This is a genomic window from Streptomyces sp. NPDC001914, from assembly GCF_042891215.1.
Classification (GTDB): domain Bacteria; phylum Actinomycetota; class Actinomycetes; order Streptomycetales; family Streptomycetaceae; genus Streptomyces.
Genome location: NZ_JBIASW010000002.1, coordinates 530,511 through 556,265 on the forward strand (window position 1 = coordinate 530,511; position 25,755 = coordinate 556,265).

The window sequence follows — 25,755 nt, forward strand, 5'->3', positions numbered from 1 at the left end:
AAATATACCTAGCCTGGGGTGATGGGCGGTGAGGACAGTCGGCTGAGGGCCGTGGTGACGCTGGCGCAGGGGATGGCGGCGGCGCACACCCCGCGGGAGTCGTGGCGCGCCGCGGCGCTCGGTGCGTGCCACGCGCTGACCGGGAGCTTCGCCGCGCTCTCCGTGTGGGAGCGCGAACTCGGGCGGCTGCGCGTGCTGGCCAACGTGGGCGACCGGGCCCCGGACGAGGACGAGTTCCCCGACGGGGAGGCCTACCCGGTGCACCAGTTCCCCGAGATCACCGAGTTCCTGCACGAGCGCTGGGCGGGCGGCGGCGAGCCGAACGCCTGGGTCGAGACCGCCGACGGCCCCGCGGTCGGCGCCTTCGGCTACTGCCACCAGCGCGTGGCGGCGCTGCGCCGGCGCGGCCGCGGCTGCTGCGTCGTCGCGCCGATCGTGCTGCACGGCCGGGCCTGGGGCGAGCTCTACGTGGCCCGCGCGGCGGGCGCGCCGGTGTTCGGCCCGCAGGACGCCGACTTCGCGACCGTCCTCGCCTCCGTCGTCGCGGCCGGGATCGCCCAGACCGAGCGTCTGGAGGAGGCCCGGCGTCTCGCCTACACCGACTCCCTGACCGGGCTCGCCAACCGCCGGGCCGTGGACGTACGGCTCGACGAGGCCGTGGAGCGGCACAAGGAGGAGGGCGCCGTGGTCAGTCTGGTCGTCTGCGACCTCAACGGGCTCAAGCGCGTCAACGACACCCGGGGGCACGCCGTCGGCGACCGGCTCCTCGAACGGTTCGGGTCGGTGCTCTCGCTGTGCGGGGCCATGCTCCCCGGCACCCTCGCGGCACGGCTGGGCGGCGACGAGTTCTGTCTGCTCGCGGTGGGCCCGCCGGCGGACGACGTGGTCCGGATCGCCGGCGAACTCTGCTGCCGGGCGGCCGAGTTGGAGCTCGGCGAAGGAGTGGCGTGCGGGGTCGCCTCGACGGGGGACGCGATCGGCCCCGTACGGTCGGCGCGCCGCCTGTTCCGGCTCGCGGACGCGGCCCAGTACCGCGCGAAGGCCGTCCGGGCCGCGAAGCCCGTGGTCGCCGGGCGCGAGGGCCCCGACGATCCCGTCGTACGCCTCGCGGACGCGCCCTCGCCCACGGCGGGCGAACGCCGCAGGTTCCGCGGACGCGACAGGCCCCGCGCGTGACGTGCCCGCCGCCCCGGACCCCGTGCCCTCGGTGACGTACGAGGCCGCTGCCGTGGCCCATGAGGCCGCCGTCGCGACGTACGGAGCCGCCGTTGTGACGTACGCCGGAGTAAGGGGTCAACCCGCCGCCCACTAGTGACACCATCGAATTCACTGCGTACGCTCCTGAATATGGATATGCACACTGTGGTGGTGGGGACGTCCGGAGTGACCGCGTCCGACGTTCTCGCCGTGGCGCGCGAAGGCGCCCGGATCGAGCTCTCCGACGCGGCGGTGGCGGCCCTCGCCGCGGCCCGCGAGATCGTGGACGCGCTGGCCGCGAAGCCGGAGCCCGTCTACGGCGTCTCCACCGGTTTCGGCGCCCTGGCGTCCCGGCACATCAGCCCGGAACTGCGCGCCCAGCTGCAGCGCAACATCGTCCGCTCGCACGCCGCCGGCATGGGCCCGCGCGTGGAGCGCGAGGTCGTCCGCGCGCTGATGTTCCTGCGCCTCAAGACCGTCTGCTCCGGACACACCGGTGTGCGGCCCGAGGTCGCCCAGACCATGGCGGACATCCTGAACGCGGGCATCACCCCCGTCGTCCACGAGTACGGCTCGCTCGGCTGCTCCGGCGACCTGGCACCGCTGTCCCACTGCGCCCTGACCCTGATGGGCGAGGGCGACGCCGAAGGCCCCGACGGCGTCGTGCGCCCCGCGGGCGAGCTGCTCGCCGAGGCCGGCATCACCCCCGTCGAGCTGCGCGAGAAGGAGGGCCTCGCCCTCCTCAACGGCACCGACGGCATGCTCGGCATGCTGGTCATGGCCCTCGCCGACCTGGAGACGCTGTACAAGTCGGCCGACGTCTCCGCCGCGCTCTCCCTCGAGGCGCTCCTCGGCACGGACAAGGTCCTCGCCCCCGAGCTGCACGCCATCCGCCCGCACCCCGGCCAGAGCGCCAGCGCCGCCAACATGCTGGCCGTGCTGAAGGGTTCGGAGCTCACCGGCCACCACCAGGACGACGCCCCGCGCGTCCAGGACGCCTACTCCGTGCGCTGCGCCCCGCAGGTCGCCGGCGCCGGCCGGGACACCCTCGCGCACGCCCGCACGGTCGCCGAGCGCGAGCTGGCCGCCGCCGTCGACAACCCGGTCGTGCTGCCCGACGGGCGCGTCGAGTCGAACGGCAACTTCCACGGCGCCCCCGTCGCCTACGTCCTCGACTTCCTCGCCATCGCCGCCGCCGACCTCGGCTCGATCGCCGAGCGCCGCACCGACCGGCTGCTCGACAAGAACCGCAGCCACGGCCTGCCGCCGTTCCTCGCGGACGACGCCGGCGTCGACTCGGGCCTGATGATCGCCCAGTACACGCAGGCCGCGCTGGTCAGCGAGATGAAGCGGCTCGCCGTCCCGGCGTCCGCGGACTCGATCCCCTCCTCCGCCATGCAGGAGGACCACGTCTCCATGGGCTGGTCGGCGGCGCGCAAGCTGCGCACCTCCGTGGACAACCTGACCCGGATCGTGGCGATCGAGCTGTACGCCGCCACCCGCGCGATCGAACTGCGCGAGGGTCTGACCCCGGCCCCGGCCTCGCGGGCGGTCATCGACGCGGTCCGCGCGGCCGGCGTCCAGGGCCCCGGCCCGGACCGCTTCCTCGCCCCCGACCTGGAGGCGGCCGACGCGTTCGTGCGCGCGGGCGGTGTGGTGGCCGCGGTGGAGCCGGTCACCGGCCCGCTCGCCTGACGGAGTTCCCGCATGTGGGCCGGGTGTGTCCCGGCCCACATGCCTCTCCTCGCCCCTCCGCACCAGGGTGTGCTACTGTCTCATTGATACGTTTTTGGTACCCATTTACTTTGTGCGCCTGATCGGAATCCTCCGCAGGCGCGTTTTGTTTTACCGGCATCTCCGGCTTTACCCGGTGCATCTCCGGATGGGGGCCCAACTACCTGTTCAGGAGAACAACATGGCTACTGGCACCGTGAAGTGGTTCAACTCGGAAAAGGGCTTCGGCTTCATCGAGCAGGACGGCGGCGGCCCGGACGTCTTCGCCCACTACTCGAACATCGCCAGCTCCGGCTTCCGTGAGCTCATCGAGGGCCAGAAGGTCTCCTTCGAGGTCACGCAGGGCCAGAAGGGCCTGCAGGCGGAGAACATCGTTCCCGCCTAGTTCGAACGCGCTTTTCCAGAGCCGGGTCCCGCGCCTTCGGGTGCGGGTCCCGGCTCAGCGCTGTGACAGCTCATGCAGTCGGTGAGCGCTGTGTGTGCAGTCCGTGGGCCCAGGAAGGAAATCCAGATCCAGCATGACTCGATCCGAACGTCCCGTCCGTAAGCGGCCGGCGAACGCACGTGCCGCACAGTCCGGCGGCTCCGCGCGGAGCACGGGCCGGGGCGCAGGCCGCGCCGGCGCCCGCAAGGTCGCGCCTCCGCAGGAGTTCTCCCTGCCCGAGACGATCACACCGGCGCTGCCCGCGGTCGACTCGTTCGACGCGCTGGACATGCCGGCCGCCCTGACGAAGACCCTCGCGGCCCAGGGCGTCACCGAGCCGTTCCCGATCCAGGGCGCCACACTGCCCAACTCCCTCGCCGGGCGCGACGTGCTCGGCCGCGGACGTACCGGCTCGGGCAAGACGCTCGCCTTCGGGCTCGCGCTCCTCGCCCGCACCGCGGGCCGCCGCGCCGAGCCGCGTCACCCGCTCGCGCTCGTCCTCGTCCCCACCCGCGAACTCGCCCAGCAGGTCGACGACGCGCTGACGCCGTACGCCACCGCCGTCAACCTGCGCGTGGCCACGGCCGTCGGCGGGATGTCGATCGGCCGGCAGGCCGGCACCCTGCGCCGCGGAGCCGAGGTGCTCGTCGCGACGCCGGGCCGGCTCAAGGACCTCATCGAGCGGGGCGACTGCGCCCTCGGCCAGGTCGCGATCACCGTGCTGGACGAGGCCGACCAGATGGCCGACATGGGCTTCATGCCGCAGGTCGTCGCGCTGCTCAACCAGGTCGAGCCCGGCGGCCAGCGGCTGCTGTTCTCGGCCACGCTCGACAAGAACATCGACCGGCTCGTCAAGATGTTCCTCACCGACCCCGTGGTGCACTCCGTCGACCCGTCCGCGGGCGCGGTGACCACCATGGAGCACCACGTGCTGCACGTCGCCGACGAGACCGACAAGAAGGCCGTCGCCCTGCGGATCGCCGCCCGCGACGGCCGGGTCATCCTCTTCGTCGACACCAAGCGCGGCGCGGACCGCTTCACCAAGCGGCTGCTCGCCAGCGGTGTCCGGGCCTCCGCCCTGCACGGCGGGCGCAGCCAGCCGCAGCGCAACCGCACCCTCGACCAGTTCAAGAACGGTCAGGTCACCGCGCTCGTGGCCACCAACGTGGCGGCCCGCGGCATCCACATCGACGACCTCGACCTCGTGGTCAACGTCGACCCGCCGACCGACCACAAGGACTACCTCCACCGCGGCGGCCGTACCGCCCGCGCCGGAGAGTCCGGCAGCGTCGTCACCCTGGTGCTCCCCGAGCAGAAGCGTGAGATGACGCGGCTCATGGCGGACGCGGGCATCACGCCGCGCACCGCCCGCGTGAAGTCCAGCGACGAGGAACTCGCCCGTCTCACCGGCGCCCGCGAGCCCTCCGGCGTCCCGGTCGTCATCGAGGTCCCGCAGCCGGTCGAGCAGCCGAAGGCACGGCCCAAGACGCGGCGGGCCACCGGCGGCGGGGCCAGGCGCCCGGCCGCCGCCGACGGCGGCACGGTCGGACGCGCGAGCACCGGTTCCGACGGTCAGGCGCGCCGCAGGCGCGCCGGACGTCCGGCCACGGACGCGGGTGCCGCGACGGGCGGCACTCCCGCCGGACGCCGCACGGGCACCGGTGCCGGCCGTCGCGCGGAAGCGGGCGGAGCGGCCGCGGGCCGCCGCACCGAGACCGGTGGCACCGGAGGCCGTCGTGCGGACGCCGGTGCCGGCGCGGGTCGTCGTGGCGAGTCCTCCGGCGGCGCCGGTCGCCGTACGGACGCCGGTGGTGGCGCGGGTGCGGGTCGCTCCGGCGGGCGCGGTCGCGCTTCGCAGCGCGGCGGCCAGAACGGCGCCCAGGGCGGCGGCCGCAGGGCCGCCTGACCCGACCGGCCGGATCCGTCCGGCTTCGCCGCGGCCCCGCAACCCATCGGCTCACGCCCCGGGTTGCGGGGCCGTCGCGTGAACGGCCCGCTCCCGGCCCGCGGACCGGCGGGGTGGCTGCTGGAGCCGGGGATCGGCCCCGCGACTGCCCGAGCGGAGGGTTCGGTCTCCGTGGCCGGCGGAGCAGAGGGTTCGGTCTCCGTGGCCGCCCGAGCAGACGGTTCGGTCTCCGTGGCTGCCGGGGGGCGATGGATCGTTGCGTGCCGCTGCCGCTGCCGCTGCCGCTGCCGCTGCCGCTGCCGCCCTGACCGGGCCTCGTGCCGCGGGCGTTCAGACGTCGCCGAGGAAGCCCGGGTCCACTCCGTCCAGCTTGAGGGCGAAGTCCCGGTGCAGGCTCAGCACTTCGGCCAGCGGCACCGCCCGGCGGCTGGTCGACATCAGGTCGCGCCGCGCCTCCGCCGACCACAGGAACGGCACCACGGACAGCCCCTGCGTGCCCGTGAGGGCGCCGGACTCGGCCCGCCAGCCGGGCCAGCGCAGAGTGTCGTAGAAATGGTCCGTGCCCTCGCGCAGGAGCCACTGGAGCCATTCCCCGTGGCCCACTTCGAGCGCCTCCCACTTCAGTGAGTCCGGCGCGAAGTACACGACCTCGCCGGGATGACCGGGACGTCCCACCGACTCCGGGTCGGCGCCGTTGAGGACGAACACCCCGCCCAGCACGTCGTGGCCGACGACGAGCCCGCCGTCCCGCGGGCGCCAGCCGGGATCGAAGTACTCGGGGAACTCGTTGACTTCGGCCAGCGAGGGCAGGTCCGTCGAGCCGCCCGGCAGTCCCGTGGAGGAGTCCTCGGCCGGACTGCCGTAGATCCGCAGCCATCCGCTGTCCAACACCACGCCGCCGCAGTTGAGCACCATCCCGCCCAGCCAGGACCTTGCCGTGACCTGGAGTTGGAGCAGGCTCGCGCGGGCCAGGTCCGGGTCCACGGGAGGAACCTCCATGGACACCCCGCTGGCGGCGAGCGTCTTGGACAGCAGCGGCCAGGCCGGTTCCTCGACGTCGGTCAGCTCGCTCAGCTCTCGCATGGCTTCCCCGTGGGTTGTCCGTGACGCGGTCGATGCGCTCAGTAGGCAATCATGCGCTCTCGGCGCACGGAATAGGCCACGAATCCGGCGCCCAGGCAGAGGAAGAGCGTGCCGCCGACGACGTACGGCGTGGTGTTCACGGCGCCGGTGTCCGCGAGCCGGGTCCCGTCGTCGCCGGAGAGCGTGCGCGGACCGTCCTGGCCGGCAAGGCTGTCCGCCCCGTCGCCGTCGGAGACCGTACGGGCCGTGCCCGGACCGGCGGACATCCGCGTCGTCGACGTGTCGGTCGGTGCCGCGGACGCCGACGCCGTCGCGGCCGGTGACGGTACGTCTTGGGTCGCGTTGGCGGACGGGACGAACCACAGGGCACCCAGGAGGGTCCCCGCTGCGGTGGCGGTCAGCAACGATCGACGTGCGGCGGACACGAAATATCGATCCCCTTGTGGCGCTTGCGAATTGGCCGTGCGGGCCGATGCTAGTGAAAGGCGCGGGTCGCGGGAAAGTCGCGCAGACCACGGGCCGTACGCTCCCTCCCATGAGTACCCCTGAGACTTCACAGTTTGTCCGGCTTCGTGTCGAACTCGTCCTGGAGATCGACGATGCCGACGCCGTCACCCGGGCCGCGCTGGGCCGGATCGGCGACGACGCGGACATGCCGGCCGACGAGAGGGCGCACGCCGAGGGCGCAGTGACGGAAGACACTGCGGAGGCCCTGGCCTATCTCGTGGACCCGTTCGACCTGGTCAGTGCGGTGCCCGGGGTCGAGCTCGCGCAGGCGTCGTGGAGCAGCGAGCCCATCGACTACGACCCCGATTCGCCGGATTGGGACATCGACGAGGATGATGCCGAAGAGGACGACGAGGAGGACGTGCGCGGCTGACGCGGTCCGGGAGTCACGACCCCGGCCGGTGGCCGCCGTCCGGGGCCCTTTACCCCCGGCGCGGCCCGGGCCGCCTCCGAACCACCCCCGCATCACGCCTCCGTACCGTTTTCGGACCGTGCCCCGGAAAGGGGGCGTGGCGTGGGACACACTTCTGCGGGAAGTGGAACGGAGGTAACCGGTTGCGGCGTTCTAACTGGTTACGGGAGTCCCGTGGTCCTTTTGGGAATCGGCGACGATGGAGAAGCGTGTGATGACGATCAGTAAGCGGCGCAAGCGTCTTGTGGCGGCGTCCGCACTGCTCGGCGGGGTGCTGGTGCTCTCTGCGTGCAGCGGGGACGGGGACAAGGCCGGCGCATCGGACGGCGGCGACTCCACGTCGCAGGCCAAGGTCGACGAGGCGGCGGCCAAGAAGACGTCCGAGGCCCTGATCAAGATCACGCCCAAGGACGGCTCCGACAACGCCTCGATCAACAACGGCACCGCCGTCACGGTCAGCAAGGGCTCGCTCACGTCCGTCACGATGAAGACCGCGTCCGGCACCGCCGTCGCCGGTCAGATATCGGCGGACAAGAAGAGCTGGAAGCCGCTGAACCGCCTGGAGCGCGCCACCACGTACAAGATCGCCGCCGAGGCCGCCGACTCCGAGGGCCGCACGGCCCACGAGAACGCGTCGTTCACGACGGTCTCCCCGGCCAACAGCTTCATCGGCAACTTCACGCCCGAGGACGGTTCCACCGTCGGCGTCGGCATGCCGGTCTCGATCAACTTCGACAAGGCCATCACGAACAAGGCCGCGGTGCAGAAGGGGATCACGGTCAGCTCCAGCAGCGGCCAGGAGGTCGTCGGGCACTGGTTCAGCGCCAACCGCCTGGACTTCCGCCCCGAGGACTACTGGACCGGCGGCTCCACCGTCACCCTGAAGCTGAACCTCGACGGGGTCGAGGGGGCGAGCGGCGTCTTCGGCGTGCAGCAGAAGACGGTCACCTTCAAGATCGGCCGTAACCAGGTCTCCATCGTCGACGCCAGCACCAAGACGATGAAGGTCACCCAGGACGGCAAGGTCGTCAAGACCATCCCGATCTCCGCGGGCGCTCCCGAGAACAAGACGTACCAGGGCCAGATGGTGATCTCCGAGAAGTTCAAGGAGACCCGGATGGACGGTTCGACCGTCGGCTTCACGGACGACAAGGGCAAGGGCGAGTACGACATCAAGGACGTGCCGCACGCGATGCGTCTGTCGAACTCCGGCACCTTCATCCACGGCAACTACTGGGGCGCGAAGTCCATCTTCGGCTCCGTCAACACCAGCCACGGCTGTGTCGGCCTGTCCGACACCAAGGGCGCCAACGACCCCAACACCCCGGCTTCCTGGTTCTTCAACCACTCGCTGATCGGTGACGTCGTGGTCGTCAAGAACACCGGCGACAAGACCATCGCCCCGGACAACGGCCTCAACGGCTGGAACCTGGACTGGGCGGCCTGGAAGGCCGGTTCGGCCGTCTGACCCAGGGCCGCGACCGCCCGGCCGAGGCCGGGGCGCCAGCGGGCGAGCGAACACCGATGCGGCGGCGGCCCCCAGGGGCCGCCGCCGCATCGGCGTCTCCCAAAGATTTCTGGGCCCGGCCACAGCCTTCTCATGGTTCTCTTATTTCGGCCTTATTCCTTCATCACGCGCCGTAACTAACTTGCGGCGCATGTTCTTCACCTACCTGAGGCGCGAACTGCGCCGCCGCAGAAAGGCGGCCCTCGTCGTCGCCTCCGGGCTCGCCCTGGGCATCGCCCTGGTCATCGTGGTCAGTTCCGTGTCCTCCGGCATGGAGAAGGCCCAGGGCAAGGTCCTGCAGTCGCTGTACGGGCTCGGTACCGACATGACGGTCACCAAGGCCGCCGCCGCCCAGAACACCAGCGACCGCCCCCGCTTCAACTTCGACGCGAACGACAGCGACTCCGACAAGGAGCAGAGCAGCGACCGCGTCATGGTCCAGGGCTTCCAGACCCTGGCCTCCTCGACCGTCTCCAAGGTCGACGCGCAGAAGGGCGTCGCGGACTCCGTCGGCGGCCTGAGCCTCCAGGTCATCCGCATCAACGGCCAGTTCACCCGCGGTCAGTTCAAGCAGGACCCGAACAGCGGCGGCGGCAACCGGCAGGGCGGCCCCGGCGCCCAGCAGTCCCCGCAGGGACGTGTCGAGGGCGGCGGAGCCAACTTCGACGTCAACAACTACTCGGTCTACGGCACCGACGTCACCAAGCCGGCCCTGGGCCCGCTGACCTCGTCGAAGATCACCAGCGGTCGTACGTTCAAGACCTCCGAGACGAACGCCAAGGTCGTCGTCGCGGACAAGTCGTACGCCAAGGAGAAGAAGCTCAAGCTCGGCGGCACCGTCACCATCAAGGGCGTCAAGTTCAAGATCGTCGGCATCGCGACGCCCGACAGCGGCGACGCGGCGGCCAACCTCTACATCCCGCTCCAGCAGGCGCAGACGCTCAGCGACTCCAAGAACAAGGTCACGACGATCTACGTCAAGGCCTCCGACTCGCAGCAGATCGACGGCGTCAAGAGCACCATCCAGAAGAACATCTCGGGCACGACGGTCACCACCTCCGCCGACCTCGCGGACACGGTCTCCGGCTCCCTGTCCACCGCCTCCAACCTCGCCTCGAACGTCGGCAAGTGGCTGTCGATCGCGGTGCTCGTGGCCGCGTTCCTGGTCGCCGGTCTGCTCACCTCCTCCGCCGTCTCCCGCCGCGTGCGCGAGTTCGGCACCCTCAAGGCGCTCGGCTGGAAGTCCGGCCGCGTGACCCGCCAGGTGGTCGGCGAGGCCATCGTCAACGGACTGGTCGGCGGCGTCCTCGGCATCGCCCTCGGCCTCGCGGGCGCCTATGTCGTCACCGAGATCAGCCCCACCCTCCAGGCCCAGGTGGGCGGCACGGGCGGCGGTGGCGGTCTCGGCGGCGGCCCCGGCGGTGGCGGTCCCGGCGGCGGCGGTGGCTTCGGCGGCCCGGCGCGGCAGAGCGCGTCCAAGGCCCTCGACGTCGCGCTCACCGCGCCCGTCAGCGTCAACACCATCGTCATCGCGGTCGGCCTGGCCGTGGCCGGTGGCCTGATCGCCGGTGCCTTCGGCGGCTGGCGCGCCTCCCGGCTGCGTCCCGCCGACGCGCTGCGCCGCGTCGAATAAGCCCCGCCCCTTACGTACTTACGTATCCCAGGAGTAACACCATGTACGAACTCAGAGGCGTCACCAAGCGCTATACGCGGGGCAAGGAATCGATCAGCGCGCTCGCCGGGATCGACCTGACGATCGGTGACGGCGACCGGCTCGTCATCCAGGGCCCCACCGGCGGCGGCAAGTCCACCCTGCTCCAGATGCTCGGCGGGCTCGACCGCCCCACCGCGGGCAGCGTCGAACTCGACGGCGTCGACATGGCGAAGCTGTCCGAGGCCAAGCTCACCAAGGTGCGCAGCGAGAACATCGGCTTCGTGTTCCAGAGCTTCAACCTGATCCCCACGCTCACCGCGCAGGAGAACGTCGAGACCGCGCTCGTACCGCTGCGGATCAAGGCGAAGGAACGGCGTGAGCGGGCCGCCGCGGCCCTGGAGTCCGTGGGGCTCGCCGAGCGCCTCGGACACCTGCCCGCCGAGCTCTCGGGCGGCCAGCAGCAGCGCGTGGCGATCGCCCGCGCCCTGGTCAAGCAGCCCAAGGTGCTGCTCGCCGACGAGCCCACCGGCAACCTCGACGAGGGCATGCGCGACGAGATCATGGAGGTGCTCGAAGCCATGTGGAAGGAGCACGGGCTGACCTTCATCATGGTCACGCACGACTCCGCGATCGCGAAGAAGGCTCCGCGCCTCGCGACGATCCGCAAGGGGAAGATCACCGTCAAGGAGAACGCGGCACGGTAGCGCGGCACGCGCCCGGCTCGGCGCGGGAGTGAGCCTCGCTCCCCCTCGGAGTGAGCCTCGCGCGCCCCTCGGCGCTGGAGTGAGCCCGCAGCGAAAGGGCCACCGGAAACAGAGCTTCCGGTGGCCCTTCCGTGTTTGTGTGGGGACATGACCGTCTCGACAGTCGAATACATCCGGTACCGCATTCCCGAGGACCAGTCGGCCGCGTTCCTGGCCGCCTACACCCGCGCCGCCGTCCAGCTCGCCGCGGCCCCGCAGTGCGTCGACTACGAACTCGCCCGCTGCGAGGAGGACTTCGAGCACTTCATCCTGAGGATCACCTGGACCTCGACCGAGGACCACATCGAGGGCTTCCGCGCCTCCGAGCTCTTCGCGGACTTCCTCGCCGAGATCCGCCCGTACATCGGCAGCATCGAGGAGATGCGCCACTACAAACCGACCTCCGTGCGGGGGCAGGGCGCCTCCGTGCCCACGCTCTACGCCTGGGCGGGCGGCGCCGAGGCCTTCGCCCGTCTCACCGAGGCGTTCTACGACAAGGTCCTCAAGGACGACCTCCTCGCGCCGCTGTTCGCGGACCTCGCGCCCGAACACGCCGCCCATGTCGCCCTCTGGCTCGGCGAGGTCTTCGGCGGACCCCCTGCATACTCCGAGACCCAGGGCGGCCACGGCCACATGGTCGCCAAACACCTGGGCAAGGGCATCACCGAGCCGCAGCGCCGCCGCTGGGTGAACCTCCTCCAGGACGCCGCCGACGAGGCGGGACTCCCCACCGACGCCGAGTTCCGCTCCGCCTTCCTCGCCTACGCCGAGTGGGGCACGAGACTCGCCGTGTACTTCTCCGGCCCGGACGCGACGCCGCCGGCGGAGCAGCCCGTACCGAAGTGGACGTGGGGGGCCGCGCCGCCGTACCGGCCCTGAGCCGGGCGCGCCTTTGCCCGCGGGGGCCCGGTCGGTGGGCCGGGCCCCGTCTCAGTGGGCCGGGCCCCGTCAGTGGGGTGAGGACGTGCCCGCGCGGGTCGCGTCCGTCCCCCACGACGCCAGCAGCCGCAGCGCCTCGGCCGAGCCCGACCCCGGCTCCGCGTGATACGTGACCAGCGCCAGCTCGCTGTCACCGACCAGCCGGAACGACTCGAACTGCAACGCCAGGTCACCCACCAGCGGATGCCGCAGCAGCTTCACCCCGTGGCTCTTCTCCTTCACGTCGTGCGTCGCCCACAGCCGCCGGAAGTCCTCGCTCTTCACGGACAGCTCCCCGACCAGGGCGGCCAGCCGCGGATCGTCCGGATGGCAGCCCGCGTCCATGCGCAGCAGACACACGATGTCGATCGCCTTCTGCTCCCACTCCACGAACAGGTCCCGGTACTCGGGCCGCAGGAAGACCATCCGCGCCCAGTTCCGTTCCTGCGGCGGCAGCTCCGACCAGTCGCCGAAGACGGCCGCGGCCATCCGGTTCCACACGAGCACGTCGGAGCGCCGTCCGGTGATGTACGCCGGGACGCCGTCGAGGGTGTCGAGGAGCTGGCGCAGGGAGCCCCGCACCTGCTGCGGCCGCGCCGCCTGCTTCTTCTTGTGCTGCTTGGGCTTCGCGAGGTGCGTGAGGTGGTTGTGCTCGGCGTCCGTCAGCCGCAGCGCCTTCGCGATGGCGTCCAGCACCTCCGCCGACACATTGCGCCCGTGCCCCTGCTCCAGACGCGTGTAGTACGCGACGGACACCCCGGCGAGCTGGGCCAGCTCCTCACGGCGCAGACCGGGCACCCGGCGGTGCCGCCCGAAGTCGGGCATCCCGACGTCCTCCGGCTTCAGCCGGGCACGGCGGCTGCGCAGGAACTCGCTCAGCTCGGCACGCCGGTCCAGGGGGAGGGCCGTCTCCCCGGCGGGCTCTGCGGAGGGCTGTTCATCCATGCCTCCAGTATCAACGGGTCGTACGCCGCCGAGCCTGACCCTGCCAGTGGTAGGACCGGCGAACGTACGCAGAACCGTGGTCTGGGTGACAGGCGGGGGATCGGGCAGGCTGGACGCCGTGCCCGACGAGACAGCCGGGCACGGACCACCCCCCTCCCGAGGAGAACCCCGGCATGACCACTGTCGTTGCGTACGCCGCGCCCGCCGCCAAGGCTCCGCTGGAGCGCACCACCATCGAGCGTCGCGCGGTCAGGGAGCACGACGTCCTGATCGACATCAAGTTCGCCGGCATCTGCCACTCCGACATCCACCAGGCCCGCGAGGGCTGGGGCAAGGCCGCCTTCCCGATGGTCCCGGGCCACGAGATCGCCGGCATCGTCGAAGAGGTCGGCCCCGGCGTCACCAAGTTCAAGGTCGGCGACCGCGTGGGCGTCGGCTGCCTCGTCGACTCCTGCCGCGAGTGCGACAACTGCCTGGCCGGTCTGGAGCAGTACTGCACCGGCGGCGGCGTCGGCACGTACAACTCCGTCGGCAAGGACGGCGAGCCCACCTACGGCGGCTACTCCCAGAAGATCGTCGTCGACGAGAACTACACCCTGCGCATCCCCGACGGCATCTCCCTGGACGTGGCCGCGCCGCTGCTCTGCGCCGGCATCACCACGTACTCCCCGCTCAAGCACTGGAACGCCGGTCCCGGCAAGAAGGTCGCCGTTCTCGGCATGGGCGGTCTCGGCCACATGGGCGTCAAGATCGCGCACGCCCTGGGCGCCGAGGTCACCGTCCTCTCCCAGTCGCTGCGCAAGAAGGACGACGGCCTGAAGCTCGGCGCCGACCACTACCACGCCACCAGCGACCCGGAGACCTTCAAGGCGCTGCGCGGCACGTTCGACCTGATCCTGTCCACCGTCTCGGCCCCGCTGGACCTGGACGCCTACCTCGCGCTGCTGCGCACGGACGGCGCCTTCGTGAACGTGGGCGCGCCCGAGGAGCCGGTCCGGCTCAACCTGTTCTCGGTGATCGGCGGCCGCAAGACCCTCGCGGGCTCCGGCATCGGCGGCATCCAGGAGACCCAGGAGATGCTGGACTTCTGCGCCGCGCACGGCTTCGGCGCCGAGATCGAGCTGATCGAGGCGTCCGAGATCAACGAGGCGTACGAGCGGGTCCTGGCCAGCGACGTGCGCTACCGCTTCGTGATCGACACGGCCACGATCCGCTAGCCCCGGCCGGGGGCGGCCGCTCGGGCCGCCTCACCGAGCGTGATCCACGAGGGCGCCGTCCCGGTCGTACGACCGGGACGGCGCCCTTCTGCCGGATGCGGGCCTCAGGGGTTCGGATGCGGGTCTCAGGGGTTGACGACGGCGCCGGCGTAGACGTTGTCGGGGGTGACGATCTCGGTGACGGCCCTGGCGACCAGCGTGGACGGTTCCTGGCCCTGGTAGGTGATGTCGGTGTTGAGCATGACGACCAGGGTGGCCTTCTTCGAGGGCAGGTAGACGGTCACGGTCTCGTACCCCGGCAGGGAGCCGTTGTGCCCGATCCAGCCGCTGGCGTTGAAGATGCCGAGGCCGTACGTCGTTCCCGGGAAGCCGGTCGGGAGCGTCCTGAGGCGCTGTGCCTGGGTCTCGGGGCTGAGCAGCGTGCCGGTGGCGACGACCTTGGCCCAGTGCCGCAGGTCCTGCAGGTTCGAGATCATCGCTCCGGCCGCCCAGGCCCAACTGGGGTTCCAGTTGGTGGAGTTCTCGACCTCGCCGCTCAGCGTCTGGTTGGTGTAGCCCTGCGGGTGCGGCTTGGGGAACTCGTTCCCCTTCGGGAACAGCGTGTGGCGCAGCTGCGCCGGGCGCAGGACCCGCCGCTCGATGACGTCCCGGAGCTTGTGGCCGGTGACCTTCTCCACGACCAGGCCCAGCAGGATGAGGTTGGTGTTGGAGTACTCGAACTGCGCGCCCGGGGCGAAGGTGTTGGGATGCTTGAAGCCGTACGCCAGCAGCTCGCGCGGGGTGAAGACCCGCTGGGGGTCGCTGAGCAGGTCGTGCTCGAAGTCCGCGTCGGAGGTGTACGGGAACAGTCCGCTGCGCATCTCGGCGAGCTGGCGCAGCGTGATCCGGCGGCCGCCGGGCACGCCGGGGACGTAGCGGGAGATCGGGTCGTCCAGCCGGACCTTGTGCCGGTCGACGAGTTCGAGCAGCGCGGTGACGGTGAAGGTCTTGGTCTCGCTGCCGATCCGGACGTAGTCGCCGGCGGACATCGGCCTGCCGGTGCGCTTGTCGGCGACTCCGGTCGCGCGGACGTAGTTCCCCTTGCCGGGCATCCACAGTCCGACGACGACGCCCGGGATGCCGGCCTGCTTGCGCACGTCCGCGACGGCCTTGTCGAGCCGGGCGGTCAGCGCCGGGCCGAGGCTGCTGCCCGTGCCGTCGTCGCCGTATCCGCCCGCGCCCGTCGCGCGGACGCCGGCCGTGTGGGCTCCGGCCGGGCGGACGTCCGTCGCGTGGAAGGCCGCGGCGGGCGTCGTCGTCATCGGGGCCAGTACGGACGCCGCGAGCAGTGCCGCGGCGAACGGACGGCGGTAGGAGGTACGTCGCATGGGGGCGCCTCTTCCGGATCAGGTCCAGGTCACGGGAACAGACGGCAACACCACCATCCGCGCCCCCGCCACGGGCTCCGGTCCGATCAGCGTTCCGGCAAGTCCACTCGATCGGAGCCACGGGGAGCCGGGACGTGCCGCCGGTCGCCGCGGCCCGCAACCATCGGCCGCACTCGTGTGTCTGCTGTACGCCGCGGGAATCGGGGCCCGCCGAGGCACCGCCGGGTACCGCGAGGGACCGCCGGGTACCGCGAGGGACCGCCGGGTACCGCGAGGGACCGCCGGGTACCGCGAGGGACCGCCGGGTACCGCGAGGGACCGCCGGTTACCGGAGGGTCGGGGACGCGAGGGGGACGTGATGAACGGACGGACGAAGCGCTGGACCCGGCTCCGGGGCTTGTTCAGGGCCGTGCCCCGGGCCCGTCCCATGGCAGAGGCGCGGGAAGGAGTGCGGGAAGGGGCGCGAGAGGGACGCCCGCTGCTCGTGATCGCGGGACTGTTCGCCGTGGGCACCTGCGTCACCTGGCTCGCGGTGACGCATCTCGCCTACGCCACGGGGGTGGCGGGCACCTCCGGTCACCTCAGCGTCCAGTCGTGCTCGTACACCGAGACGGGAGCCCACAGGTACCCGCACTGCCACGGCATCTTCCGTTCCGACGACGGGACCGTGGTGGACACCGACGCCACGGTCGACACCGAACTGCCCGTCGGCAGCACGGCGACACTGCGGCGGACGTCCTCCGGCGGTTACGAACAGATCGGCGTGGATGCCACGTTCGGCTGGCTGGCACTCTCCCTGCTCGGCCTGGTGGTGCTGCTCCTGGGCGCCATGGCCACGGCCACGGCCGCACGAGCCCGACCCGGCCCGGGGACCGGCTCCCGCGCACTGCGGGTCCTGCTGGGCGTACTGATCACCGCGATGCTGACCAGCGCGTTCATCGGCGGAGCAACGGGCCTGCTCCAGACCCACTGACCTGTCTCATCTCCTCCGCCGTGGGTGCCTTCCCCGCTCGTACTACCGAGGGGATTCGGTCGGCGGGATCTTCGTGAGAGGGGATTCCCGGCCGCCCAGGTCGAGGCGGAAGGGCGGGTACTCGTCGGTCATCAGCGCGGCGTAGGCGGCTACCCGTGCGACCCAGCGGACCAGGCCGAGCAGGAAGTCGAAGAGGTGAGCCGGGTACCGGCCGGTGAACGTCAGGATGATCACGGCGACCAGGGAGAGAAAGGGAATCAGGCCGACGCCGCGCCAGCTGTCCTCGTCGCCCCAGCCCCAGCCGCCGACCAGGATCCCGACGACGATGTACTGCGGGATGGCCAGCAGCCACCACTTCACCAGGACCAGACCGCGCGAGAGGCGCTCGGGATAGGCGACGTCGAGACGCGCCGGGTAGTCGGGTACGTCCGCGAGGGTGAAAGGGGGGTACTGGTCGGTGCCGAGCGCGGTGTGGGCGTAATAGCCGACACGCCAGTTCCAGCGCAGCACGCCGACATTGAAGTCGAAGAGGGACCGGGGATAGCGGCCGGTGAACAGGATGGCGAAGAACGCGACGAAGGTCACGACGGAGAACGCGATCCACAGGAAGAACAGCACGATGTAGTGCGGGATGGCCAGGAACCACTTCACCAGCCACATCCACCTGGACAGCCGGGGATCGACGAACGCCTCGACTCGTACGGATGACGCGGTGCCAGGAATCATGTGGCCAAACTCCTTTCGGGCGTCCCCGCCCGGCGGCCATCCACAGCTGCCCTCACCCGAACGGGCAGACAGGCGTTCGCCTGATCATGAATTCAGGCTCGCACGCGAGAAGGAGGGCCGCGACTCGGGTGCCTCCGCCCGCCCGAGTGCCTCGTCGGATCGAACGCCGGGTCGAAAATCGGTGGTCACCCGAGCCGGCCGGGCCCACGCCGTACCTCATGGAAGAACCGCAACGTCAGATCCGCGCGGCCCACACGGACTCCACGATCACCGTCTATCAGGCCTACCGCCCGGAGATCGGCGCCCCCGCCGCCCGCAAGGACCGTTTCCCCGCCGCGTGGAAGCCCGACCGCGTGACGTGGATCATCATGCAGCGTTCACAGCCTCTTCCGTGCTGAGGGCAGTCACCGTCCGAGGCTGTTCCACTTCACGTCGAGGCCGTCTCGTGGCAGACATGCGCAGGGTCGTGTGTCCAGGCCGGCGGCCGCCGTTCGGATCACCCGAGGCGGCCCTTCAGGTGACTGCCGGACGTCTCATGAGCCAGGCGGCCGCCGCAGGGGTACGACGTCTCGGCAGGGAACGAACCCGGAACGCCGTGAGGAGCTTGGCGATGTACGCAGCAGTCCGGCGGTACGAAGGGGTGACCGATTCGGCCGAGGCGGCACGTCTCGTGAACGAGGGGTTCGTGGCACTCATGCGCCGGGTCCCCGGCTTCGTGGCCTACTACTGGATCGATGCCGGGGACGGCGTGATGGTCTCGACCAGCGTCTTCCAGGACCAGGCCGGTGCCGAGGAATCGATCTCGAGGGCCGCGGACTTCGTGCGGGACAACCTTGCGTCACTGCTCCCCAATCCTCCCCACGTCATGGCCGGCGAGGTAGTGGCTTCCGCATGACGGCGTGCGGACCGGCCGCATGAAACCTCCAGGGTCGTACAGGCCCGCAGTGCCCACGCGGTCGCCCGTCACATCATTGATCCCGCGAGGCGCGTCGGCAGCAATGACGTCTGTGAACGCTGCTTGACGTGGATCATCAAGCAGCGTTCGCAGACCTTTGCCGCGTGCGGCCCGTTGGTGGTCCCGGCGGTTGTGCCCCTGCTGCCGGTCAGGAGCTCAGGTGGGCCAGGAGTTCGTCACCGGCGGGGTATTCCTGCTCTTGGGGAAGCAGTCGGCTCGCCGCGTCCAGGTCTCCGTCCTTGACGAGTGCATGGATCTCGTGGGCGAGCGGGGTTACGTCACTGATGGACACGATCCACTCGTCCGCGTACCGCGCGGACGCCTCGCCCGAGAGCCCCAGTTGCAGCGAGCGGTACGGCAGGGGACGCAGGTGCAGATCGCGTTCGGGATCCCACTGGACGCGGGCCGGAGCGCGCTTGAGGTCACGCTGCCAGGCGCTGCGATCGGGATGCAGTCCGCGGACGTAGTGCGACAGGCACGCGTTGCGCAGCGCCCAGTCGAAGCCGTCACGCGTGATTTCGACGGCGAGGACGGTCTCCTGTCCCTCCTTCGTCCCCCACCCGGAGCGGTACATCATCCACAGGAAACTGGGCTTGATCCACGTCATGCGGTCGGGCTTCCACGCGGCGGGGAAACGGCCCTTTCGGGCGGCGGGGCCGCCGATCTCCGGGCGGTAGGCCTGATAGACGGTGATCGTGGACGCCGTGTGGAGCGCGCGGATCCTGCGGAGCGGTTCTTCCATGGCGTACAGCGTGGGCCCAGGCCGGCTCGACGGACCACCGATTTTCCACCCGCTGCTCAATCCAACAGTCGCCTGTGCGAGCCCAATCGCGTCCGGCGCATTGAGCGACATCTTGGCAATGCCGCACGCGAGGCACCGACGTGACCGCAAGGCGGCGGACCTCAGAGGGTCGAGCATCGCGACCCTCACAGTGCCGAAGCTGACAGGACGCCCCGGCAGAATCCGATAGCACCGCATTCTTGCCCAGTGTGAGAGTGGGGCACATGGGTAATTCGCGGGCGTATCCCGTCTTCCGCACCAGCGACGCCGTCGAGGCATGGACGCAGGCGCTGCGCCTGAAAGCTCTGCTGGAGGAGCACGACGACGAGGTGATCCTGATGGCCGACATGCTGACTGTCGAGGACACACGACGGATGGCGGCGGTGCTTCCCGATGCCGAGTTCTGCTACGTCCACCCCCGGAGGGACCCCGTGACACACGACTACACGGAGTTCAACCTGGCGATCGCCACCGCGGAGGATTCCACGCTGGAGCCAGAACTGCCCCTGGAAGTCCTGCACTACGTTCGACCAGGCACCGTGGAGGAGCAGTTCGTGCGGGCCGTTGGGAAAGGAATGGCTTCGATCGGCTGGGGCGGCAGATGGCCGGACGACGCCGAGGCGGAGCTGCCCGGCGCCGCCAATTACGACGGCGTGGAAGTCGTCTTCAACGGCGACGATGTCCACTTGTCTCAGCCGGCCGACCACCACACCGTTTTTGTCCATGTGGGCAAATGGGGCGATCTTCCACGGGCGGAGAAACTCGCCGCACACCTCGGCAGCACCGTGCTGGGAGACGCACAGGTCGGCTGGTGACGGGATCAGCTCCATCCGTCCGGTCGGCCCCTTGAACCTGCTGCAAAGGTCTATGCGCGCGGCTTGCGTGGTGGATCAAGCCCAGTTTCCTGTGGATGATGTACCGCTCCGGATGGGGGACGAAGGGGGGACAGGAGACCGTCCTCGCCGTCGAGATCACGCGTGACGGCTTCGACTGGGCGCTGCGTCATGCCTGCCTGTCGCATTACGTCCGCGGACTGCATCCCGATGAGTTCCTGAGTGGCAGGGGAGAACGAGGGCCGGTGGGTGTCCGTCAGGGGGGCGGGGCCTGGAGGGCGTCGTAGGCGGCCGCAAGCAGTTCCATGCCCCGCTGGTCGTTCGACGGTTCGCGCATCGCGTGGGTCACGTAGGCCACCGCCATCCGGTGTCCGGGATCGACCACGACCAGGGAACCGCCCCAGCCGCCCCAGCCGAGGCCGGTGTCGAACAGGCCGTAGCCGAGGCCCCAGCGGACGGGCATGCCCAGCCGGCGGTCCTCGCCGCTGAACTGCTCCCGCCGCGCGAGCCCGCAGCCCGCCGGTGACAGGAGCCGGGTGCCGCGCACCGCTCCGTCGCAGGCCATGACCGACTGCACGAGGGCGACCGAGCGGGCGTTGCCGAAGCCGCTCGCCGCGGGGATCTCCGCGCGGCGCCAGGCCACGCCGTTGCCGTCACGGACCCGTACGCTCGCGGTCGTGGTGACCGGGTCCGTGCCGCCGGGCGCGCTCGCGGTGTAGTCCTCGTCCCGGCCGGGCGGCGGGATCGTGAGGGCCACCCGGTGGTCGTCCTCGGCGGACAGCCCGATGTGGAAGTCGGCGCCCAGCGGGCCCGCCACCTCCCGCGCGAAGAACTCGCCCACGGTGCGGCCCGTGATCCGGCGGACCAGCTCGCCCACCAGGAACCCATGGGTCAGCGAGTGGTACCCGGCCGCGGTGCCCGGCTCCCACTGCGGGGTCTGCGCCTCCAGGCGTGCCGTCACGGACGGCCAGTCGTACAGGTCCCCGACCGTTCCGTCCCAGTCCGGCAGGCCCGCGGTGTGCGCGAGCACGTGCCGCACCAGCACCTTCTCCTTGCCCGCCCCGGCGAACTCCGGCCAGTAGCGGCCGACCGGAGCGTCCAGGTCGAGCTCGCCCCGGTCGACCAGGACGAGCGCGCACAGCGACGTCATCGTCTTCGTCACGGACCAGACGTTGGTGATCGTGTCCCGCTGCCACGGGACCGTACGGCCGGCGTCGGCGAAGCCGCCCCAGACGTCCACCACCGGTTCGCCGTCCACGAAGACGGCCACCGAGGCACCGGCGTCGCCCTCGTCCAGCATCGTGGACAAGGCGTTGGGCACAGCGATGAAGAGGTCGTCGTACGAGCCCTGGATGTCGGCCATGTGTGGTTTGTAGCCCGGGGGTGCCGCGAAGGCAACCGTATCCCCGGGCCCGCGGTCACCCCGGCCCGCAGGCACCCTGGCGCACCGGGGTGACCGCGGGCTCTCGCCTCGCGCGGCGCCGTCAGTGCGACAGCGTCGCCGGGCTGCCGCCGTTGGCCTCGTATCCCGCCACCGCCAGCGCGCGGTATATCGCGTAGTCCGAGGCCGGGTCGGCGCTCAGCGTCCAGGGCAGGGCGCCGACGTGGCCGTCCACGTGCACGAGCTGGTTCATCGCCTCGGACCAGCGCTCGCCGCGGACCAGGAAGCAGATCAGCAGATGGCGGACGTGGGCGAGCATCGGGTCGTCGGGGCGGGCCGCGTGGACCGCGTACAGCGCGCCGTGGACGGCCTTGGTCACGACCTCGCTCTGGTAGAAGCCGCGGACCAGGTTCACCTCGGGAAGGTGCTCGAAGACCGCGAACAGCGGCATCGCCGCGAGGAGGGAGCCCTCCGGGGCGCGTGCCGCCGCGGCCTCCGCGAACGCGTACGCCGTCTCCCGCGAGCCGTGCCACTTCTCGCACCAGTAGTGCAGGGCCGCCAGATGCGCTCCCATGTGGGAGGGCGCGCGGTCCAGGATCTTCAGCCAGAGCTTCTCGAACTCCGGCTGGGAGTAGTTCAGTCCACGGGCCACGGACAGCTCGACGACGTACGGGATCGGGTCACCGGGGGCCAGCAGTGCCGCGTCGCCGCACGCGGACCGCGCCTCCTCCATGATGATCCGGAAGTCGTCGGTTCCCGGCGTCGACGTCCGCCAGGCCTGCTGCACCAGGAACTCGGCGTGCACCGCGGCGCCGCCCGCGTCCTTGGGGGCCTCGGCACGCCACACCCGCAGCCACTGTCCGCCGGGCGTCTCGCTCACCCCGCCGGGCCGCTGCTGGAGCTCCAGCGACGCGGCGCCCGCGAAGGCCTGCACCCGCTGCCAGCGGAGCTCCCCCTCGGTCTCCGTGCCGGCCAGGAGCTGCGAGGCCGCGCGGTAGTCCTGGGTCCGCTGCACCACGTCCAGGACGTTCAGCAGGTCCGCGTCCGGTCCCGGCATGCGGATGTCCAGCTCCTCCTGGCGCAGGAAGCCGTAGTTCGCCGGGTCCGCGGCGTCCGGGTCACCGGGCGTGACGAGCTGTATACCGGAGCGCCTGCGCCGGAACACCGGCAGCAGGACCATGCTGAACATGGCCAGCGCCATCAGGACCCAGAGAATCTGCATGCCTCAAGCGAACCAGACCGGTCGGACAATTGGCCAACCCGGTCCGTCACGCTGTGGGCGAAGGTCCGCTCCGCCGAGGGGTGTACGCCGTCACGAACCCGCGGGGAGCACTACGCTCGGGACTCATGAGCGACAGGCACATCAGTCAGCATTTCGAGACGCTCGCGATCCACGCGGGCAACACCGCCGATCCCCTCACGGGAGCGGTCGTCCCGCCGATCTACCAGGTCTCCACCTACAAGCAGGACGGCGTCGGCGGCCTGCGCGGCGGCTACGAGTACAGCCGCAGCGCCAACCCCACCAGGACCGCACTGGAGGAGAACCTCGCAGCCCTGGAGGGCGGCCGCCGCGGTCTCGCCTTCGCGTCGGGACTCGCGGCCGAGGACTGCCTGCTGCGTACGCTGCTCAGCCCCGGTGACCACGTGGTGATCCCCAACGACGCGTACGGCGGCACCTTCCGGCTCTTCGCCAAGGTCGTCTCCCGGTGGGGTGTGGAATGGTCGGTGGCCGACACCAGCGACCCCGAGTCCGTACGGGCCGCACTGACCCCGAAGACCAAGGTCGTCTGGGTCGAGACGCCCTCCAACCCTCTCCTCGGCATCACCGACATCGCCGTGGTCGCGCAGATCGCGCGCGAGGCGGGCGCCCGGCTCGTCGTCGACAACACCTTCGCGACCCCCTACCTCCAGCAGCCGCTCGCGCTCGGCGCGGACGTCGTCGTGCACTCCCTGACCAAGTACATGGGCGGCCACTCGGACGTCGTGGGCGGCGCGCTGATCACCGGTGACCAGGAACTCGGCGAGGAGCTGGCGTACCACCAGAACGCGATGGGCGCGGTCGCCGGGCCCTTCGACTCCTGGCTGGTGCTGCGCGGCACGAAGACGCTCTCCGTGCGCATGGACCGGCACAGCGAGAACGCGGGCCGGATCGCCGACATGCTCACCCGGCACGCGCGCGTGACGCGTGTTCTCTACCCCGGTCTCCCGGAGCACCCCGGTCACGAGATCGCCGCCAAGCAGATGAAGGCGTTCGGCGGCATGGTCTCCTTCCAGGTCGAGGGCGGCGAGGAGGCGGCCGTCGAGGTCTGCAACCGCGCCAAGGTGTTCACGCTCGGTGAGTCGCTGGGCGGGGTGGAGTCCCTGATCGAGCACCCGGGACGCATGACGCACGCCTCGGCCGCCGGTTCGGCGCTGGAGGTCCCCGCCGACCTCGTCCGTCTCTCCGTGGGCATCGAGAACGTCGACGACCTCCTCCAGGACCTGCAGCAGGCCCTGGGCTGAGCGGAGGGCGGCGGCTCCCGGGCCCCCGGCACCGCCCGCCCTTGGAACACAGAACAACCGACACCGCCGCCCGCGCGCCGCACCACCGGCGTGGGCGGCGGTGCCATGTCACGGGCCCGTCAGGGTCGCGGACCGGTCACCCGCCGCCCGGCCGACGACCGGACCGTCACCCACCGCCCGGTCAGCATCGAGATCCGGGTCCCCCGCCGGTCAGGGGTGCGATCCGCCCGCCCGGTCGGCGGCGAGACCGGTCATCCGTCGCTCAGCGAGACGGTCATCCGCCCGGTCAGCTGCGAGATTTGGGCGCCTGCCCGCCCGCCTGATCGGCCGCGAGCCCCGGTCATCGGTCCGGTCGGACGCGAACCCGGGTCACCTGCAGGTCGGCGGCTGGACCGTCACCTGCCGGTCAGTGTCGAGATCCGGGTCCCCCGCCAGTCGGCCGCGAGACCCGGTCACCAACCCGTCAGTGGTGGAGTCGTCTCCGAGGGCGGCTCCACCCAGGGGCGGGCCGTCGCCGCCCAGACGGCGAAGACGACGACCGCGCCGAGCAGCGCCAGCCACAGCAGCCGCCGCACCGCCCTCGCACGGCGCTGCACACGCCTGCCGCGGCGTACGACCTCGCCGTACAGGTCGGGCGGCACCACGGGCGCGGGTGTCTGCTCCAGCATCCGCCGCACGGTCGCCTCGCGCTCCGACAGATTCACGACGGCGCCACCTCCAGGGCCTGCGCCGGGCCGCGGGGCGGATGCAGCAGCGTCGCCATGGCGCGGGCGCAGATCGCCCGCAGCCGTTCCGCGGGGAGCCCGAGCAGCGCCGCCGCCTGTTCCTCGGCCACTCCCTCGTACAGCCTGAGGACGAGGATCAGCCGTTCCTGGGGCGTGAGGGCGGCCAGGACGTGGTCCGGGGAGGTGCGCCGCCGACCGAAGCTCCCGTACTGGTGCCAGGCGGTGCGCTGGAAGCGCGCGGCCAGCTGCCGGCGGGCGCTGTCGTAGGGGTCCTCCCCGTGCAGCCGGTCCCAGGAGGCGTACGTGTGGGCGAGGGACTGGGTCAGCAGCCGCCGCGCGCGCGGGTTGGCGTCCCGGGGCTCCGCGGTGAGCAGCGTGGCGGTGTGCAGCAGCCGCCCCGCCGCACCGGCCACGAACGCCTCGAACTCCCGGGCCCGGCGAACGCCTTGGGAGGCACGTCGTTCTCGCACCCTGCCTCCCGCCTGAGGTGACCTTGAGAAGGCCCGCGGCCGCGTGCGACCCGTCGCACCCCGTACGACGAGGACCCGGTCTCATATGAGGCCAGGCGGTACCTTCCGGTCAAGAGTTCGGAGCACATGCACGCGCGCGTGCCGGGCGGCGGACACCCCGGGCCCCGGGTGCCGTCCACCGCCCGCCCCCGGCGCGGCTCAGGAAGCCGGCTCGGCCTCCGGCGCCGGCAGGCCCTGGGCCGCCTGGCGGGCGGAGAGCGCGCCGTTGAAGCGGGTGAGGAGCGCGCAGAACGCCTCGCGCTCCTCCGGCGCCCAATCGTGTGTCAGCTCGGCCATCAACTGACGCCGGGAGGTGCGCACTTCGTCGAGCCGGGACTGACCGCGCGGGGACAGCTGGAGCACCACGGCGCGCCCGTCCTCGGGGTGCGAGGTGCGCTTGACGAGCCCCGTGTCGACCAGCGGCGCGACCTGCCGTGTCACCGTCGAGGAGTCGATCCCCATGCTCGCCGCGAGCGCCTTGACGCCCATCGGGCCTTCCTTGTCCAGGCGGTTCAGCAGCAGGTAGGCGGCCCGGTCCATGGAGTTGCGCACCTGCCCCACCCCGCCGAGCCGGGTCTGTTCCGCGCGGCGCGCGAAGACCGCGACCTCGTGCTGAAGGGCTTCGAGAAGACCGGTGTCACCGACGGTCGTCATGTCCATCGACATCTCTGGTGTAGTGGGCATGGCCGGGGGCTCAATTCATGCGTGGGGAGCTGGGTTGGGGGACAGGTTACGCGGCCGGGGCGCGGGCCGTAC

25 protein-coding genes and 2 pseudogenes are annotated in these 25,755 nt (G+C 71.1%); 16 read left to right on the plus strand and 11 right to left on the minus strand.

Translation table 11 applies throughout. The annotated features are described in order from the left end of the window. Positions 1 to 21: 21 nt before the first annotated feature. From ACFYYF_RS07380 to ACFYYF_RS07395, 4 genes are all read left to right on the plus strand, one after another. A complete protein-coding gene (locus ACFYYF_RS07380; protein ID WP_388772336.1) occupies positions 22 to 1,176 on the plus strand; it encodes a diguanylate cyclase domain-containing protein in 1,155 nt (384 codons plus the stop codon). Positions 1,177 to 1,353: 177 nt separating this feature from the next. Then, positions 1,354 to 2,892, plus strand: a complete 1,539-nt coding sequence (gene hutH, locus ACFYYF_RS07385) for a histidine ammonia-lyase (protein ID WP_361691475.1) — start codon at positions 1,354 to 1,356, stop codon at positions 2,890 to 2,892. Positions 2,893 to 3,112: 220 nt separating this feature from the next. Beyond that, entirely contained in the window at positions 3,113 to 3,316 is a 204-nt protein-coding gene (locus ACFYYF_RS07390) for a cold-shock protein (protein WP_361691350.1), read from the plus strand. Positions 3,317 to 3,449: 133 nt separating this feature from the next. After that, on the plus strand, positions 3,450 to 5,261 hold the full coding sequence (locus tag ACFYYF_RS07395; RefSeq protein WP_388772339.1) for a DEAD/DEAH box helicase: 1,812 nt from the start codon (positions 3,450 to 3,452) through the stop codon (positions 5,259 to 5,261). A 330-nt stretch (positions 5,262 to 5,591) separates the two neighbouring features. Here ACFYYF_RS07395 and ACFYYF_RS07400 read toward each other — a convergent pair whose 3' ends face one another. Continuing rightward, a complete protein-coding gene (locus ACFYYF_RS07400) occupies positions 5,592 to 6,344 on the minus strand; it encodes a DUF2625 family protein (RefSeq protein ID WP_361691342.1) in 753 nt (250 codons plus the stop codon). 38 nt (positions 6,345 to 6,382) lie between these two features. After that, positions 6,383 to 6,769, minus strand: a complete 387-nt coding sequence (locus tag ACFYYF_RS07405) for a hypothetical protein (RefSeq protein WP_388772341.1) — start codon at positions 6,767 to 6,769, stop codon at positions 6,383 to 6,385. 110 nt (positions 6,770 to 6,879) lie between these two features. Here ACFYYF_RS07405 and ACFYYF_RS07410 point away from each other — a divergent pair, with 110 nt between their 5' ends. The 5 genes from ACFYYF_RS07410 to ACFYYF_RS07430 all read left to right on the plus strand — a co-directional run bounded on the left by ACFYYF_RS07410 (position 6,880) and on the right by ACFYYF_RS07430 (position 12,046). Next, on the plus strand, positions 6,880 to 7,224 hold the full coding sequence (locus ACFYYF_RS07410) for a hypothetical protein (RefSeq protein ID WP_388772343.1): 345 nt from the start codon (positions 6,880 to 6,882) through the stop codon (positions 7,222 to 7,224). 238 nt (positions 7,225 to 7,462) lie between these two features. Next, complete coding sequence (locus ACFYYF_RS07415) at positions 7,463 to 8,731, plus strand: Ig-like domain-containing protein (protein ID WP_361691333.1); 1,269 nt, start codon at positions 7,463 to 7,465, stop codon at positions 8,729 to 8,731. A 190-nt stretch (positions 8,732 to 8,921) separates the two neighbouring features. Continuing rightward, positions 8,922 to 10,403 (plus strand): ABC transporter permease, encoded by a 1,482-nt coding sequence (locus ACFYYF_RS07420; RefSeq protein WP_388772346.1) that lies wholly within the window; start codon positions 8,922 to 8,924, stop codon positions 10,401 to 10,403. A gap of 41 nt (positions 10,404 to 10,444) precedes the next feature. Continuing rightward, positions 10,445 to 11,128 (plus strand): ABC transporter ATP-binding protein, encoded by a 684-nt coding sequence (locus ACFYYF_RS07425; RefSeq protein WP_388772349.1) that lies wholly within the window; start codon positions 10,445 to 10,447, stop codon positions 11,126 to 11,128. A gap of 147 nt (positions 11,129 to 11,275) precedes the next feature. Then, positions 11,276 to 12,046, plus strand: coding sequence for an antibiotic biosynthesis monooxygenase (locus ACFYYF_RS07430; protein ID WP_361691324.1), 771 nt, complete (start codon positions 11,276 to 11,278; stop codon positions 12,044 to 12,046). Positions 12,047 to 12,115: 69 nt separating this feature from the next. On the opposite strand, the gene ACFYYF_RS07435 is transcribed toward ACFYYF_RS07430, so the two are convergent. After that, positions 12,116 to 13,030 (minus strand): helix-turn-helix domain-containing protein, encoded by a 915-nt coding sequence (locus ACFYYF_RS07435; RefSeq protein ID WP_388772353.1) that lies wholly within the window; start codon positions 13,028 to 13,030, stop codon positions 12,116 to 12,118. Between the two features lie 173 nt (positions 13,031 to 13,203). Here ACFYYF_RS07435 and ACFYYF_RS07440 point away from each other — a divergent pair, with 173 nt between their 5' ends. Then, positions 13,204 to 14,247, plus strand: coding sequence for an NAD(P)-dependent alcohol dehydrogenase (locus tag ACFYYF_RS07440; protein ID WP_361691319.1), 1,044 nt, complete (start codon positions 13,204 to 13,206; stop codon positions 14,245 to 14,247). A gap of 125 nt (positions 14,248 to 14,372) precedes the next feature. Here the strand turns inward: ACFYYF_RS07440 and ACFYYF_RS07445 are convergent, their stop codons facing one another. Next, positions 14,373 to 15,614 carry a serine hydrolase domain-containing protein gene (locus ACFYYF_RS07445; RefSeq protein WP_388772356.1) on the minus strand — a complete coding sequence of 414 codons (1,242 nt, stop codon included), beginning with the start codon at positions 15,612 to 15,614 and terminating at the stop codon, positions 14,373 to 14,375. A 358-nt stretch (positions 15,615 to 15,972) separates the two neighbouring features. Here ACFYYF_RS07445 and ACFYYF_RS07450 point away from each other — a divergent pair, with 358 nt between their 5' ends. After that, entirely contained in the window at positions 15,973 to 16,587 is a 615-nt protein-coding gene (locus ACFYYF_RS07450) for a hypothetical protein (RefSeq protein ID WP_388772359.1), read from the plus strand. Between the two features lie 42 nt (positions 16,588 to 16,629). Here ACFYYF_RS07450 and ACFYYF_RS07455 read toward each other — a convergent pair whose 3' ends face one another. Continuing rightward, complete coding sequence (locus ACFYYF_RS07455) at positions 16,630 to 17,313, minus strand: DUF4389 domain-containing protein (RefSeq protein ID WP_388772361.1); 684 nt, start codon at positions 17,311 to 17,313, stop codon at positions 16,630 to 16,632. An 86-nt stretch (positions 17,314 to 17,399) separates the two neighbouring features. On the opposite strand from ACFYYF_RS07455, the pseudogene ACFYYF_RS07460 reads away from it, so the two are divergent. Together ACFYYF_RS07460 and ACFYYF_RS07465 are read left to right on the plus strand one after the other, a co-directional pair. Further along, positions 17,400 to 17,678: pseudogene (locus ACFYYF_RS07460) on the plus strand (DUF4291 family protein); the annotation flags it as partial. 245 nt (positions 17,679 to 17,923) lie between these two features. Further along, on the plus strand, positions 17,924 to 18,208 hold the full coding sequence (locus ACFYYF_RS07465; RefSeq protein ID WP_388772362.1) for a hypothetical protein: 285 nt from the start codon (positions 17,924 to 17,926) through the stop codon (positions 18,206 to 18,208). Positions 18,209 to 18,416: 208 nt separating this feature from the next. Here ACFYYF_RS07465 and ACFYYF_RS07470 read toward each other — a convergent pair whose 3' ends face one another. Then, entirely contained in the window at positions 18,417 to 19,010 is a 594-nt protein-coding gene (locus ACFYYF_RS07470) for a DUF4291 domain-containing protein (RefSeq protein WP_388772365.1), read from the minus strand. Between the two features lie 263 nt (positions 19,011 to 19,273). Between ACFYYF_RS07470 and ACFYYF_RS07475 the strand changes: the two genes are divergently transcribed. Continuing rightward, complete coding sequence (locus ACFYYF_RS07475) at positions 19,274 to 19,864, plus strand: hypothetical protein (protein ID WP_388772368.1); 591 nt, start codon at positions 19,274 to 19,276, stop codon at positions 19,862 to 19,864. Between the two features lie 71 nt (positions 19,865 to 19,935). Further along, a pseudogene (locus ACFYYF_RS07480) lies at positions 19,936 to 20,094 on the plus strand (DUF4291 family protein); the annotation flags it as partial. Positions 20,095 to 20,138: 44 nt separating this feature from the next. On the opposite strand, the gene ACFYYF_RS07485 reads toward ACFYYF_RS07480, so the two are convergent. After that, positions 20,139 to 21,245: a serine hydrolase domain-containing protein gene (locus tag ACFYYF_RS07485; RefSeq protein ID WP_388772371.1), complete on the minus strand. Its 1,107-nt coding sequence runs from the start codon at positions 21,243 to 21,245 to the stop codon at positions 20,139 to 20,141. A 121-nt stretch (positions 21,246 to 21,366) separates the two neighbouring features. After that, entirely contained in the window at positions 21,367 to 22,485 is a 1,119-nt protein-coding gene (locus ACFYYF_RS07490) for a hypothetical protein (RefSeq protein WP_388772373.1), read from the minus strand. Positions 22,486 to 22,610: 125 nt separating this feature from the next. On the opposite strand from ACFYYF_RS07490, the gene ACFYYF_RS07495 reads away from it, so the two are divergent. Then, a complete protein-coding gene (locus ACFYYF_RS07495; RefSeq protein ID WP_361685824.1) occupies positions 22,611 to 23,765 on the plus strand; it encodes a cystathionine gamma-synthase in 1,155 nt (384 codons plus the stop codon). Positions 23,766 to 24,217: 452 nt separating this feature from the next. On the opposite strand, the gene ACFYYF_RS07500 is transcribed toward ACFYYF_RS07495, so the two are convergent. From ACFYYF_RS07500 to ACFYYF_RS07510, 3 genes are all read right to left on the minus strand, one after another. Further along, complete coding sequence (locus ACFYYF_RS07500) at positions 24,218 to 24,469, minus strand: hypothetical protein (RefSeq protein WP_361685826.1); 252 nt, start codon at positions 24,467 to 24,469, stop codon at positions 24,218 to 24,220. Beyond that, positions 24,466 to 24,960, minus strand: a complete 495-nt coding sequence (locus tag ACFYYF_RS07505; protein ID WP_388772377.1) for a sigma factor-like helix-turn-helix DNA-binding protein — start codon at positions 24,958 to 24,960, stop codon at positions 24,466 to 24,468. Before ACFYYF_RS07505 ends, ACFYYF_RS07500 begins: the two co-directional genes overlap by 4 nt. A 198-nt stretch (positions 24,961 to 25,158) precedes the next feature. Beyond that, positions 25,159 to 25,665: a MarR family transcriptional regulator gene (locus ACFYYF_RS07510; protein ID WP_365480903.1), complete on the minus strand. Its 507-nt coding sequence runs from the start codon at positions 25,663 to 25,665 to the stop codon at positions 25,159 to 25,161. Positions 25,666 to 25,755: the final 90 nt, after the last annotated feature.